Annotated in this window: 15 protein-coding genes; 9 read left to right on the top strand and 6 right to left on the bottom strand. The window is 73.6% G+C overall.

Translation table 11 applies throughout. The features are described 5' to 3' along the window. Positions 1-84: 84 nt before the first annotated feature. Positions 85-276, bottom strand: a complete 192-nt coding sequence (locus tag CP984_RS01005; protein ID WP_125520498.1) for a hypothetical protein — start codon at positions 274-276, stop codon at positions 85-87. A gap of 192 nt (positions 277-468) precedes the next feature. Between CP984_RS01005 and CP984_RS01000 the strand changes: the two genes are divergently transcribed. Next, positions 469-771, top strand: a complete 303-nt coding sequence (locus tag CP984_RS01000) for a hypothetical protein (protein ID WP_003985594.1) — start codon at positions 469-471, stop codon at positions 769-771. 19 nt (positions 772-790) lie between these two features. Here the strand turns inward: CP984_RS01000 and CP984_RS00995 are convergent, their stop codons facing one another. Beyond that, positions 791-991: a hypothetical protein gene (locus CP984_RS00995; RefSeq protein ID WP_003985593.1), complete on the bottom strand. Its 201-nt coding sequence runs from the start codon at positions 989-991 to the stop codon at positions 791-793. Positions 992-1,186: 195 nt separating this feature from the next. Here CP984_RS00995 and CP984_RS00990 point away from each other — a divergent pair, with 195 nt between their 5' ends. The 3 genes from CP984_RS00990 (at position 1,187) to CP984_RS00980 (ending at position 3,971) form a co-directional block, all read left to right on the top strand. Next, positions 1,187-2,404: a serine hydrolase domain-containing protein gene (locus tag CP984_RS00990; protein WP_003985592.1), complete on the top strand. Its 1,218-nt coding sequence runs from the start codon at positions 1,187-1,189 to the stop codon at positions 2,402-2,404. Positions 2,405-2,519: 115 nt separating this feature from the next. Further along, a complete protein-coding gene (locus CP984_RS00985; RefSeq protein WP_003985591.1) occupies positions 2,520-3,494 on the top strand; it encodes a hypothetical protein in 975 nt (324 codons plus the stop codon). A gap of 63 nt (positions 3,495-3,557) precedes the next feature. Further along, the gene (locus tag CP984_RS00980) at positions 3,558-3,971 is read left to right on the top strand and encodes a YchJ family protein (protein WP_003985590.1); all 414 of its coding nucleotides are present in this window, start codon (positions 3,558-3,560) and stop codon (positions 3,969-3,971) included. Positions 3,972-4,179: 208 nt separating this feature from the next. Here CP984_RS00980 and CP984_RS00975 read toward each other — a convergent pair whose 3' ends face one another. After that, positions 4,180-4,554, bottom strand: coding sequence for an RNA-binding S4 domain-containing protein (locus CP984_RS00975; protein ID WP_003985589.1), 375 nt, complete (start codon positions 4,552-4,554; stop codon positions 4,180-4,182). Positions 4,555-4,608: 54 nt separating this feature from the next. After that, positions 4,609-5,709, bottom strand: coding sequence for a non-homologous end joining protein Ku (gene ku, locus CP984_RS00970; protein ID WP_030190374.1), 1,101 nt, complete (start codon positions 5,707-5,709; stop codon positions 4,609-4,611). Positions 5,710-5,751: 42 nt separating this feature from the next. Here ku and ligD point away from each other — a divergent pair, with 42 nt between their 5' ends. The 5 genes from ligD (at position 5,752) to CP984_RS00945 (ending at position 11,409) form a co-directional block, all read left to right on the top strand. Further along, positions 5,752-6,639, top strand: a complete 888-nt coding sequence (ligD, locus tag CP984_RS00965; protein WP_003985587.1) for a non-homologous end-joining DNA ligase — start codon at positions 5,752-5,754, stop codon at positions 6,637-6,639. Between the two features lie 286 nt (positions 6,640-6,925). Then, positions 6,926-7,591 carry a snapalysin gene (gene snpA / locus CP984_RS00960; protein ID WP_030190371.1) on the top strand — a complete coding sequence of 222 codons (666 nt, stop codon included), beginning with the start codon at positions 6,926-6,928 and terminating at the stop codon, positions 7,589-7,591. Between the two features lie 280 nt (positions 7,592-7,871). Next, positions 7,872-8,183: a DUF2992 family protein gene (locus CP984_RS00955; protein WP_003985585.1), complete on the top strand. Its 312-nt coding sequence runs from the start codon at positions 7,872-7,874 to the stop codon at positions 8,181-8,183. 375 nt (positions 8,184-8,558) lie between these two features. Next, a complete protein-coding gene (locus CP984_RS00950) occupies positions 8,559-9,761 on the top strand; it encodes a lycopene cyclase family protein (RefSeq protein WP_003985584.1) in 1,203 nt (400 codons plus the stop codon). 46 nt (positions 9,762-9,807) lie between these two features. After that, positions 9,808-11,409: an FAD-dependent oxidoreductase gene (locus tag CP984_RS00945; protein WP_043978170.1), complete on the top strand. Its 1,602-nt coding sequence runs from the start codon at positions 9,808-9,810 to the stop codon at positions 11,407-11,409. Positions 11,410-11,484: 75 nt separating this feature from the next. On the opposite strand, the gene CP984_RS00940 is transcribed toward CP984_RS00945, so the two are convergent. Together CP984_RS00940 and CP984_RS00935 are read right to left on the bottom strand one after the other, a co-directional pair. After that, positions 11,485-11,628, bottom strand: a complete 144-nt coding sequence (locus CP984_RS00940; protein ID WP_106434794.1) for a lasso RiPP family leader peptide-containing protein — start codon at positions 11,626-11,628, stop codon at positions 11,485-11,487. 204 nt (positions 11,629-11,832) lie between these two features. Further along, positions 11,833-12,828: a DUF5914 domain-containing protein gene (locus CP984_RS00935; protein ID WP_030190364.1), complete on the bottom strand. Its 996-nt coding sequence runs from the start codon at positions 12,826-12,828 to the stop codon at positions 11,833-11,835. Positions 12,829-12,884 lie beyond the last annotated feature (56 nt).

Raw genomic sequence — 12,884 nt, 5'->3', positions numbered from 1 at the left:
GAAGACGGCGGGCCCGGCTGCTTCCGGGGAGACGGCGACGCCGGCGGTTTCCGCCGGGCAGTCCCGGCCGTCTCCCTCACGTGCTCAGCCGCTCCTGCCGGGCGGCGTCTCCTGATCCTCCGCGGGATCGAGCCCCAGGGCATCGATGAGCATCGCCAAGTCCTCCGCGCTCTCCGCGCGCCCGGCGAGCACCAGCCGCGCCCGCCGTCGCTCCCGGTCATGTGTACGCCGTGCCGCCTCCGGGGCCGGCCCCGTGGTGTGGGTCTCCTCGCTCATGCCGGCCATGATCGGTGATCGGGGCCCCGCGGCGCGGAGCGGAGGGGTCACTTTGGCCAAGTCTCTTCTGCGGCCCATCTGCGTCGCTCACCTTTCCTTCCGCGGTCCCGGCCCGCATTCCCCCGGCCACTGTGAGACACGACTCGGCGCAACGGCTGGCCCCGGGCCGCCCCCGGTTGTTAGGGAGGGGACATGAGTACACAGCACGAGACCACGACGGGCACCGCCACCGATATGCCGCCCACCCTCACCGTGACGGCGGTGAGCACGATCGAGCCGACCTCCCCGGAGGACCGGGGCTCCGACTCGTGGATGGTCATCGAGACCGCCGAGCGGGGCCAGTTCCTCCTGAACCTGCCCGGCCCGCTCCATCAGGCGGTCAAGCAGGCCACCTACCTCCCGTCGCACCTCGCGGGCGACGGCCGGCTGCCGCTCAGCGAGGCGGACAGTGCCGCCTACCGCAGGCGCATCGCCGCCCTGGCGCACCGCGACTGAGCCGCCACCGCCGCGGGGGCTACGGCAGATACCGTTCGATGGCCGCCGCCCCCTTCTCCTCGATGAGCCGGCGGGCCTCCTCGACCCGTTCCGGCGTCGGCTCCAGTCCCCTGGCCATGACCAGGTCCTCCGGATCGAACGGGCGCTCACCACCCGTATAGAGCTCGCGCAGCCGCGCGGCGCGGGCCTCGTCGGAATCCGGAGTGCTGTCCTTGTCCATGGCGCCTCCCGAAAGATCGCTCGGGTCCGGAGGGACCACCGGGCCGGCAGTGCCTCCGCTGCTTCCATCATGGGGCCGGTCCCGCACCACCGCACGGCGGCCGCACCTCCGGCGCTTCAACCCCGGCCCGCCCTGCGGCGTCATTCCCGCCACAGGGATGCGCTCGGCTCCCTCAAGACGCCGGAGACACCGCCCATGAAGCAGCGGACCTTACGCACCGCCTTGCTCGCCCTCACCACCGTCGCCGCACTGGCCACCACGACCCTGACACCCGTGTACGCGGCGACGCCCGCCCCGCAGGCGCCCGGCCACGAAGCCACCCGGGCCGCCCTCCGCCAACTGGTGGAAGCGGGCCGCATACCCGGCGTCGCCGCCGAGGTCCGCGACGGGAAGGAGAGATGGTTCGGCTCCGCGGGTGTCGCGGACGTCGGTACGGGGCGCAAGCGCTCGGTCCACGACCGTTTCCGGGCGGCGAGCATCACCAAGCCGTTCATCGCCACCGTCCTCCTCCAACTGGAGGCCGAGGGGCAGCTGAGCCTCGACGACACGGTCGACACGTGGCTGCCCGGCCTGGTGCGCGGCAACGGCAACGACGGCCGCACGATCACCGTGCGCCGGCTGCTCAACCACACCAGCGGCCTGCCCAGCCACACCGGCGACCGGGAATTCCAGACCAACTCCTCCGGCAGCGGTTTCCCGGAGCACCGCTACGACAACCACACGCCCGAGGAGCTGGTCGCCATCGCGCTGAAGTATCCGCCGGTCGCGGCGCCGGGGGAGAAGGCCAGCTATTCGAACACGAACTACGTCCTCGCCGGAATGGTCATCGAGGCGGTGGCCGGGCATCCGTACGCCGACGAGGTCGAGCGCCGCATCATCGAGCCGCTGCGCCTGCGCGGCACGTCGTTCCCCGGCAGCGACCCGAGCATGCCGGACCCGCACCCGGTCGCCTACTCACGGCTGCACGACCCGGCCCCCGGCGCGCCGGTCCACGACGCCACCGAGCAGAACATGACCTGGCTGGGCGCGTCCGGCGACATGATCTCCACCCTCGGGGACCTCAACACCTTCCAACGTGCGCTGCTGCGCGGCGAGTTGCTGCCCCGCGCGCAGATGAGGGAACTGCTCGACGCGGTGCCGGCGGGCAACGGATTCGCGTTCGGCCTCGGCGTGGAGACCATCACCCTGTCCTGCGGGGTGCCGGTGGTGGGCAAGACAGGCCGCACCAACGGCTCGATGTCCGCCACGGTCACGACGCGGGACGGCGGCCACCGGCTCACGTTCAACATGAACGGCGACTGGCTGTCGGACGGCGCCCTCTATGTCAACGTGATCGAGGCGGAGTTCTGCGGCAGGATCCCGGCACCGGCCGACCGGCGGCACGGGGCCCTGCCGGCCGCGCTCGCCGAGTAGCCGGGCGGTCTTCCCGCCTGGCTCCCGGTGTGCTTCCCTGGTCTGCCCGTGCCGGTGTGAAGTGCACCTGACATGAGCCACCGGCCGTACGCGCGACGCGACCAGGGGCGGCCCGATGACCCAGCGCTGGCTGGTACCGCTGCTCACCGTGGTGGCCCTGGCCCTGGTCGGGGCCTTCGGCTGGGGCGTCGTCTTCGCCTCCGACCCCACGGACGCGCCGACCGGACCCGAGAGCGCCCCGCCCCCGGCCGCGACCGCACCGGCGCCCGGCGGCGGTACGCCCGTACCGCTGCCGCACCCCACCACCCCCGGCCGCACGCCGTCCGGCCCGGCCGTCCCCGCGCTGTACCTCGGCGACTCCCTGGCCATGGAGAGCCAGGACGTCCTGGCCGAACGGCTCGCCGCGACCGGGCGCGCCACGCTGCACGCCGCCCCGCACTCCGGCACGACGCTGTGCGACTACCTCACGTCCTGGCGCGGCAAGTCGCTCGTCCCCGCCCGGGACAAGGCGGCAACGCTCGTGCGCACGGTGCGGCCGCGCGTCGTGATCCTCCAGTTCTGGGGGAACGCCTGGGGCTACACGCCGTGCATGGCCGGCGCCACGTACGGCACAGCGGGCTACTACCAGCGGTACGCGGCCGACGCGCGGGCGCTGACCGAGGAGATCACCGCGGCGGCACGGGACGCCGGCCTCGCCCGGCCGAAGATCGTCTGGGCCTCCCAGGGGCCCGACGCCTTCCACCCGGACCGCATCCGCCGCGTCAACGCCCTGTACGCCGACCGCGCCGCCGCGGCAGGTGACCTCTACGCGGACGCGGGCCGTACGCTCGGCCCGGCCGGCGACCGCTACCGCTGGACCCGCCAACTGCCCTGCGACGCCTACGAACGCGCCCACCCCGCGTACTGCACCCACCCGGCCCCCGGCGGCGGCACCACCGACCTGCACCGCACCGACGACGCCCTGCACTTCTGCCTGGCGCCGACGACCACCACGCCCCGCCCGTGCCCCGTGCGGTCGCCGGGCATCGACCGCTTCGCCCGCGCCGTGACGGCCACGGTCGACGGCTGGCTGCGCGGCGCCACCGGCTGACCGCCACCGGCCGGTCCCGGCCCCGCCGCCCGGCCGGGCATCCGAAGCGGTCACAATCGAGAGGTGTCCAAGAACCACGCACGCCGGCGACCGGCGATCGACCCCACCTCCCCCTGCCCCTGCGGCCTGGAAGCCTCCTACGCCGAGTGCTGCGCCCGCTTCCACCGGGGCGAGGCCGCCGCGCCGACGGCCGAGCGGCTGATGCGCTCGCGCTACAGCGCCTTCGCGGCCGGTGACGCCCCGTACCTGCTGCGCACCTGGCACCCCGCGACGCGCCCGGCGGGCGTGGAGTTCGAACGGGGGCAGCGGTGGACGCGACTGGAGATCGTCGGCACAACGGGCGGGAGCGCGTTCCACAGCGAGGGCACCGTGGAATTCCGCGCCCACTACACGCTGCGCGGCGAGCCCGGCGTACAGGAGGAGAACAGCCGCTTCGTGCGGGACGAGGGCGCCTGGGTGTACCTGAGCGAGCTGTGAGCGGGGCGGGCGTTCCCGTAGGGGCGACCTTTCGCCCGTACGGGAGCGCCCGGCTCTCAGGGCCTGTGTCATACCCCGGCCGGGGGCCCAGCGAGGACGCTCCGGCGCCTTGCGATCGGCTTCCGTAGGACCGATGGCGCCGAGACGGAGGGCGGCGGAGTGCACCGGACGGCGTGCACTGATCCGACCAGGGCTGTGACACAGGCCCTCAGCGGCCCCGCAACTGCTCCATCTCGCGCCGGTCGCGCTTGGTGGGCCGGCCGGTGCCCCGGTCGCGCTGGGGGACCGCGACGATCTCCTCGCGGGGCGGCGGCGGGGGACTGTTGTCGACGAAGCACTCCGCGGCGACCGCGGCGCCGACCCGCTTGCTCACGAGGCGCGAGACCACGACGATGCGCTCGCGCCCGGCGTGCCGCAGCCGCACCTCGTCGCCCGGCCGCACCCCGTGGGCGGCCTTCACCCGTTCACCATTGACCCGAACATGCCCACCGCGGCAGGCCGTCGCGGCCATCGAACGCGTCTTGGTCAGCCGGACGGACCAGATCCAGCTGTCGACGCGCACCGTTCCCTCGTCTGAAGCCATGCACCGACTCTAAGCCTGCCGGGCCCCGCTCCGGGCCCGCCCGCCTCACACCCCTCAGGCCGACGCCTTCCTGCCGCTCTTCTTCGCGGTGCTCTTGTTCGCGGTGCTCTTCTTGGCGGCGGACTTCGACGCCGAGGATTTCGCCGCGGCCTTCTTCCCGCCTGCCGCGCTCTTCTTCCCGCCGGAGGCGGCCGACCTGCCGGAGGCGGACTTCTTGGCCGCGGACCCGGACGTCTTGCGGGCCGCCGTCTTCTTGGCGCCGCTGCCGGACGCGGTCTTCGCCGCGGCCTTCTTCGCCGTCTTGCGGCTCCCGATCGGCGTGACCGAGGCCCGGTCCGCCTCGTCCGCGTCCTCCCCGGCGGCCCCGCCGCCCTCCCCGCGCGACTCCCGCGCCGCCCGCACACTGTTCTCCAGCGCGGCCATGAGGTCGATGACCTTGCCGCCGCGCGGGGCGGCCTTGGGCGCGGCCGGCTCGCCGCCCTCCAGCTTCGCGGTGACCAGCTCCTCGACGGCCTCCCGGTAGTCGTCGTGCAGCTCCGACTCGTCCAGCTCACCGAGCGAGTCCATCAGGGTCTCGGCGAGGGTCAGCTCGTTCTCCCGGATCTCCACCTTCTCGCTGGGCGCGACGGCATGTGCCGAGCGGATCTGGTCCGGCCACAGCAGCGTGTGCATGGCGATCGCCCCGTCGTGCGCCCGCAGCATGGCCAGCGTCTCCCGCCCGTGCATGGCCACCTTGCCGATCGCGACCTTCTCCTGGTGCTCCAGGGCGTCCCGCAGCAGCGCGTACGGCTTGGTGGCGGCGGCACCGTTGGGCCCCAGGAAGTAGGACTTGTCCAGCTGGAGCGGGTCGATCTCGTCCGCGCCGACGAAGGCCAGGATGGTCAGCGTCTTGGTCGTCGGCAGCGGCAGCTTGGCCAGGTCCTCGTCGGTGATCGGCACGATCGTGTCGTCCGCGGCCTGGTAACCCTTGCCGACCTCCTCGGTGGGGACCTCCTCCCCGTCCAGCTCGCAGACCTTGCGGTAGTGGATCCGGCCGCCGTCCTTCGCGTGGATGCGGACGAACGAGACCGAGGCCGTGCGCTCGGTCGCGCTGTAGGTCTTCACGGGGATGCTGACCAGCCCGAAGGAGATCGACCCGTTCCACACCGATCGCATGTCTCATCCCCTCGCATGGGATTCGTATGGGATTGTCATGGTATGTCGCCAATCACCGTCGTGGAGGGGCGGCGGCTGTCGCTCACCAACCTGGACAAGGTCCTGTATCCGCGGACCGGCACCACCAAGGGCGAGCTGCTGCACTACTACGCCACCACCGCAGGCGCGCTGCTCGCCCACATCCACGACCGGCCCGCGTCCTTCCTGCGGTATCCCGACGGTCCCGACGGCGAGACGTTCTTCACGAAGAACGTGCCGCCCGGGACGCCCGCATGGGTGAAGACCTGCGACGTACCCGGCAGCACGGCCAAGAACCGACGGCAGGTGCTGGTACGCGACGTACCGACCCTGATGTGGGCCGCGAACCTGGTCGTGGAGCTGCACACCCCGCAGTGGCCCGCCGATACGCCGCGCGTCGCCGACCGCCTCGTGTTCGACCTCGACCCCGGCGAGCCGGCCACGATCGTGGAGTGCTGCGGGGTGGCCCGGTGGCTGCGCGAGCGCCTGATGGCCGACGGCCTGAACGTCTACGCCAAGACCAGCGGCTCCAAGGGCCTGCACATCCTCGTGCCGATCGAACCGGCGCCCTCGGAGGACGTCACCGCGTACGCCAAGGACATCGCCGTCGAGGCCGAGCGGACCCTGCCCGGTCATGTCGTGCACCGGATGACCAAGGCACTGCGGCCGGGAAAGGTCTTCATCGACTTCTCGCAGAACTCGGCGTCGAAGACCACCGCCGCGCCCTACACGGTGCGCGCCCGCGCGCAGCCCACCGTCTCCGCGCCCGTGACCTGGGACGAGATCGAAGCCTGTACGGACCCCGGGCAGCTCACGTTCCTGTTCGACGAGGTCGCGGCGCGCCGCGAGCGCGACGGCGATCTGCTCGCGCCGCTGCTCAACCTCAACCGCGCCCGGCCGCTGCCCCGCTGACGCCCCTTCGCCCGGGCGCCCGCGCCCGCATCGATCGTAGGCCGCCTACGTCATTTGACGGGGAACGTGATGACGCGGGCAGGTGCCACGTTCCCATGCCGCAGATGTGAACGGCGCCTTCCGCGCCCGCACCACCCTGTCGCGACACGGCTGTTGTGCCCTTCCGAACGGTCGGGCGGGTGGGGTGATGTCACCGTGCTATCGCCAATAGCTGTCATCCATGGGGACCTTGATTCCTCCACAATCCCGGTACCAAATCCCTCCCACGGATGAAGAGGTTTCCCCCATGAGACCCATGCGTACGGTTCTCACCTCCGTGCTCGGCCTCGGCCTGGCCGCCTCCCTCGGTACCGTCCCCGCCACCGCCGCTTCCGCTCCCGCCGCCCCCTCCGGCGCGAGCGTCTCCACCGCGGCCTCCATAGCCAAGTACGCCGGCTCGGCCGAGGAAGCCAAGGCCAACAAGGCGTTCTTCCAGGCCGTCATGAAGGCGGCCGCCGCCAAGCGCGCCGCCAACCCCGGCGTCCTGGCCGTCACCGTCACGTACAACGCCTCCAGCGCGCCCACCTTCCGCAGCCAGATAGCGCGCAGCACGCAGATCTGGAACAGCTCCGTGAACAACGTGAAGCTCCAGGAAGGCTCCCGGGCCGACTTCACGTACCGCGAGGGCAACGACGCCCGCGGCTCCTACGCGAGCACCGACGGTCACGGGCGGGGCTACATCTTCCTCGACTACCGGCAGAACCAGCAGTACAACTCCACCCGTGTGGTGGCCCACGAGACGGGCCACGTGCTCGGCCTGCCCGACCACTACTCGGGCCCCTGCAGCGAGCTGATGTCGGGCGGCGGCCCCGGCCCGTCCTGCCAGAACACCAACCCGAACGCGCAGGAGCGCGCCCGGGTGGACGCCCTGTGGCGCAACGGCATCGCGGCCCGCCCGGCCCCGGCCGCCTGAACACCTTCCCCCTGATCACCTGATCCCCCGACGGCCGCCGCGCGGCGGGCAGTATCCGCCGCGCGGTGGCCGTATGGCTGTGGCCGTACGAAAACCGGTTGTCCGGAGAGGCGGCAGCCCGCACCATCGATGGCTGGACCTGGATCATGCACAGGACGAACGAAAACACGGCCCGGTCGGTAGTCCGGGCGCCCTCCCCTTTCGCAGGGTACGGGTCAGTAACCTCCCTCCCAGGGTGTCCGGTTCGTCCTCTCACGCACCACCATGGGAGGACAACACCATGCCGAGCACGTTCACCGTGTTCTTCGAGGACCCCTACTGGGTCGGCGTTCTGGAGATCGCCGGGCCGGACGGCGTACGCGTACGCGCCGCGCGCCCGTACCGTCCGAACCCGAAGCGGCTGGCCCGCGCCGCCGCCCGGGAGCAGGCGGCCCGCCCGCTGAGTACCGCCGCGCAGGAAGCCCTCGCCCGGAGTTTCGCGCAGGCGAAGACCGAGAACCGGGCCGCGGCCAAGCGGCGGCGGGCGGCGGAGGACGAGCGGCGCAGGTCGCGGGCGCGTGAGAAGGCGAAGGCCCGGCATCGGGGGCGCTGAGGTGTGCGTCGGGGTCGGCCGACGGGTGCGCGATATGCGTCACATCCGTCCGGTTTGGCGGAAAGGCGTTCGGTGGTTTATCGTTCAATTGACCACGGGCTTGATGGACCCTCGCCGATCAGGTGACCGGCGTCCCGCCCGTGCCCCGACTGCCCCGGCCAGCTCCCCCCGTCTGGCCGGGGCTTTCTCCGTTCCGCGGCCCGCATGCGGGCCGGGCTTCCGATCGGGCGGCTTCGCCCGGCGACCGGCGTGGTAGTGGCCGGGACGGCGTTTCCCCCGGTAGAAACCGTGCGGACGGGCACCCGAAGACCTGGTGTGCCCGTCGGCGCGGTGCGGGCACGGACGTGGTGCCGGGCAGGACGGGAGGGAGTCGGCGTGTACGACACGGAGGTGGCCGTCGTGGGCGGCGGCGCCGCGGGCCTGTCCCTCGCCCACCGGCTCTGCGCCCCGCTGCCCGGGGCCCGCGGCCCCCGGGTGACCGTCGTGGACGCGCCGCCCGGACCGCTCCGTCCCCCCGAGCGCACCTGGTGTTACTGGGAGGTGCCCGGCGGCGAGTACGACGGCGTCCTGGCGGCCTCCTGGGACCGGCTGCGCGTGCACGGCGCCGACGGCGCTGAGGTCACCGGGCGCCCCGGGCCGCTGCGGTACAAGATGATGCGCTCCGGCGCGTTCGAGCAGCTGGTGGGGGCCCGGCTCGCCGCGACACCGGCCGCGGACCGGCTGACGGCCGTGGTCGAGGACGTACGCGCGCTGCCGGACGGCGCCGAGGTCCGCGGCGTGACGCCGGAGGGCGGCCCGCTGCGGCTGCGCGCCCGCTGGGTCTTCGACTCCCGGCCGCTCCCGGCCCTGCCGCCCGCCCGCACCACCCTCCTCCAGCACTTCCACGGCTGGTTCATCCGCACCGAACGCCCCGAGTTCGACCCCACGACCGCCGACCTGATGGACTTCCGCACCCCGCAGCCGGACCACGGCCTGTCGTTCGGCTACGTCCTTCCGCTCAGCCCGTACGAAGCGCTGGCCGAGTACACCGAGTTCTCCGCCGCCCCGCTCGACGAGGCCGCCTACCACCGCGCGCTGCGCCACTACCTGGCGGAGGTCCGCGCGCTGGGCCCGTACCGCATCACCGCCTCCGAGCAGGGCGTCATCCCGATGACCGACGCGCGCTTCCCGCGCGCTGCCGGGCCCCGCGTCTTCCGTATCGGCGCCGCCGGCGGCGCCACCCGGCCGTCCACCGGCTACACCTTCGCCGCCGTCCAGCGCCAGACCCGGGCCATCGCCACCGCCTTCCACCAAGGCCGTACCCCGGCCCCGCCGCCCCCGCACTCCGCCAGGTCGCGGCTGATGGACGCGGTCCTGCTACGGGCCCTGGACAGCGGGCGCATCGACGGCGCCGACTTCTTCACCGGGCTGTTCCGCGGCGTACCGATGGAACGGCTGCTGCGCTTCCTGGACGGCGGCACCCGCCTGCGCGAGGACCTGTCCATCGGCCTGCATACTCCCGTACGGCCCATGCTGCGCACCGTGGCGGAACTGCCCAGGCTGCGCCGCCGCCCGCCCGCGCGCCCGGCCCGTACGTAACACCCCCGCACGCAGGCCCCGCCCCCGACAGGAAGAAGACCGCCCGATGACGACCCCGCCGCCTGACGCCGTACCGACCGCCGCCGGGCGCTCCCGCCGCTCCGCCCGCCCCGCCGCGCCGCGCCGGGGCCGGGACCGGCGGGCCCGCGTCGTCCCGCCCCCGCCGGGCCGGGCCGGGATCAGTGGCGAGGCGCCGCACACGGCGGTGATCGGCGGCGGTATCGCCGGGCTCGCCGCGGCCACCGCGCTGGCCGAGCGGGGCGTACGGGTCACGCTGTACGAGCGGGAGGCGGGCCTCGGCGGGCGGCTGTCCGGCCGTCAGGTGCAGCTCGCCGACGGCTTCCGCGCGACGATGACGCGCGGCTTCCACGCCTTCTTCCGCCAGTACTACAACCTGCGGGGCCTGCTGCGCCGGGCCGACCCGGCGCTGGGCATGCTCACCGGGCTGCCCGACTACCCGCTGCGCCACAGCAGCGGCCTGCGCGACAGCTTCGCGCATGTGCCGCGCACCCCGCCGTGGAGTGCGCTCGGCTTCGCCCTGCTCAGCCCGACCTTCACCCTGCGCGAGATGGCCAGGATGAACCCGCGCGCCGCGCTGCCACTGCTCGACGTCCGTACACCCGGGGTCTACGAGCGTCTGGACGGCGTCAGCGCACGCGACTTCCTGGACCGCATCCGCTTCCCCGAAGCGGCGCACCACCTGGCGTTCGAGGTCTTCTCCCGCAGCTTCTTCGCCGACCCCGGGGAACTGTCCGCCGCCGAAATGGCGTTGATGTTCCACATCTATTTCCTCGGCTCCAGCGAAGGGCTGCTGTTCGACGTACCCGACGAACCGTTCCCGCAGGCGCTGTGGGAGCCGCTGGGCCGCTACCTGACCGGCCACGGCGTCGCGGTGCACACCGGCTGCGCGGTGGAGACCGTCGAGCCCCGCCCGGACGGCGGCGTGACCGTACTGGGCTCGCACGGCGCGGCGCGCCACGACGCGGTGGTCCTCGCCCTCGACACCGCCGGACTGCGCGGCCTGGTCGCCGCCTCGCCCCGGCTGGGCGACCCGGACTGGCGCGAGCGGGTGCGGCGGCTGCGGACCGCGCCGCCGTTCCTCGTCTCCCGGCTCTGGCTCGACCGGCCGGTCGCCCCGGACCGGCCGGGCTTCCTCGGCACCAGCGGCTTCGGCGCGCTGGACAACGTCAGCGTGCTGGAGCGCTGGGAGGGGGAGGCGGCCCGCTGGGCGTCCCGCACCGGCGGCTCGGTGGTCGAACTGCACGCGTACGCGCTGCGTACGGACACCGACCGGCGGGCCCAGCAGGACCGGCTGCTGGACCAGCTGTCGCGCGTCTACCCCGAGACCCGCGGGGCGAAGGTGGTCGACGCGCAGCACGAATGGCGCGCCGACTGCCCGCTGTTCCCGGTGGGCGGCTACCAGGACCGCCCCACCGTCCGCACGCCCGACCCGGCGGTGATGGTGGCCGGTGATCTCGTACGTACGGACCTTCCGGTGGCCCTCATGGAACGCGCGGCCACCACGGGCTTCCTCGCCGCGAACGCGCTGCTGGCGCGGTGGGGCGTACGCGGCCAGACGCTGTGGACGGTGCCGGACCGCGGCCGGTCGGCGGTGCTGAGGGGGATGGCGCGGGTGGCGGGAGCCTGAGAGCCGGGCGCACTCGTTCCCGGGCAGGGGAGGGGCCCCGCCGCACCGCGACGGGGCCCCGGGCCGAGCGGGAAATCACCACCACCCGTGGCCGCGCCCGCCCCAGCCGTCCCAGTGGTGCCCGTGGAACCCGAGCGTCAGCTCGGTGAAGTCCCCGGCCTCGACCAGCTCCGGCGCCTCGTATTCGACCGTCTCGTATGCTTCCTGGGTTTCCGGCATGGTGGGTGTCTCCTTCCCGAAGAAGTACCGCGCGGCCGTCGGACGCCACATGTGTCCGGTGGGCTGCGCGGCGCGTCCGAGAACGATGCTGCCAGCGTCAACGCCTGCTTGCCGTTGCCCCTTACGGGTGATGCAGGGGCGCGTGGGGTCACCTGGGGGTGACGACCGGCGTCCGTGAGGCACCGGCGTGTGCGCCGCGCACGTTCACCCCGGAAACCTCCCCGCCCGCCGCAGCTCCCACCGCCGCTCCGCGTACGCCATGTCGTCGCGCCACAGCCGTCCCGCCGTGGCCCGCATCAAAGGGCGCAGCAGCGGGGCCGCCGCGCGGGCCACCGCGAAGCCCGGACGGTCGCTGGCCGCGACGACCGCTTCGACTACGGCGGTGCGCGGCCGGCCGGACGCGTCGGTGCCGAGCGGGGTGGCGTGGGTCTCCACCACGCTGCCCGCGCCCTCGCCCTCGGTGATCCGCATGACCACGGTGCGCGGCCCCGGAGCGGTGAACTCCGCGCGCACGGGGACGACCAGGCGCCCGGCGACCTTGAAGGACACGTCCACGGTGAACGCGTCCGAGGGGCCCGCCGGGCCGTCCGTCACGGTCAGGTCGACGAAGGAGTACGGGTGGAACCACGCGCCGTGCCACGGGTCGAGCCGGTTGGCGACCACGTCGTCCGGCTCGCAGCGCCCGACCCCGGTGTGGACGGCCGCGACGGCGGCGGCCGTGTCCGGGCGCTCCGGGACGCGGGGCCGGTCCAGCGGTTCCTCGCCGCCCGCGTGGTCCAGGCGCACCCAGACCAGCACCCCGTCGTCGTACACCGGATACGGCTCCCACCCGGCGAACGGGCCGCCGTCCAGGGCGAGTCCGTGCCAGTGGCAGACGAGCGTGCCGCACCGCACCGGACTGTCCTTCAGCGGCGCCCCCAGGTGCGGACAGGCCCCCGGGCCGCCGCGCAGCCGCCCGTCGGCCGCGCGCCACAGCACCACCTCCGTACCGGCGACGGTCCGGCCCAGGGGGCGGTCCCGGCCGACCTGCCGGGAGGCACCCACGGCGTACCAGTTGCCGGACGGCCGGGCCTTGGCGCGTTCCAGCGCGCCGGCGATGACGCCGGGCGCGGCGTCCCGCCAGGTGGGCCGCTGGCGCTCCCAGGCCACGGGCCGCCGCCGCAGGCTGAGCGGGTACCGGCCGCGTCGGGGAGCGTCCACGGTGCTGCCTTCCGGTGCGACGGTTCTGGCATGGGTACGGGCCGCGGTCACCCGTA

This window comes from Streptomyces rimosus (genome assembly GCF_008704655.1).
Classification (GTDB): Bacteria; Actinomycetota; Actinomycetes; order Streptomycetales; family Streptomycetaceae; genus Streptomyces; species Streptomyces rimosus.
Note: the sequence above shows the minus strand (reverse complement) of the source record. Positions and strands in the feature narration are given on the sequence as shown.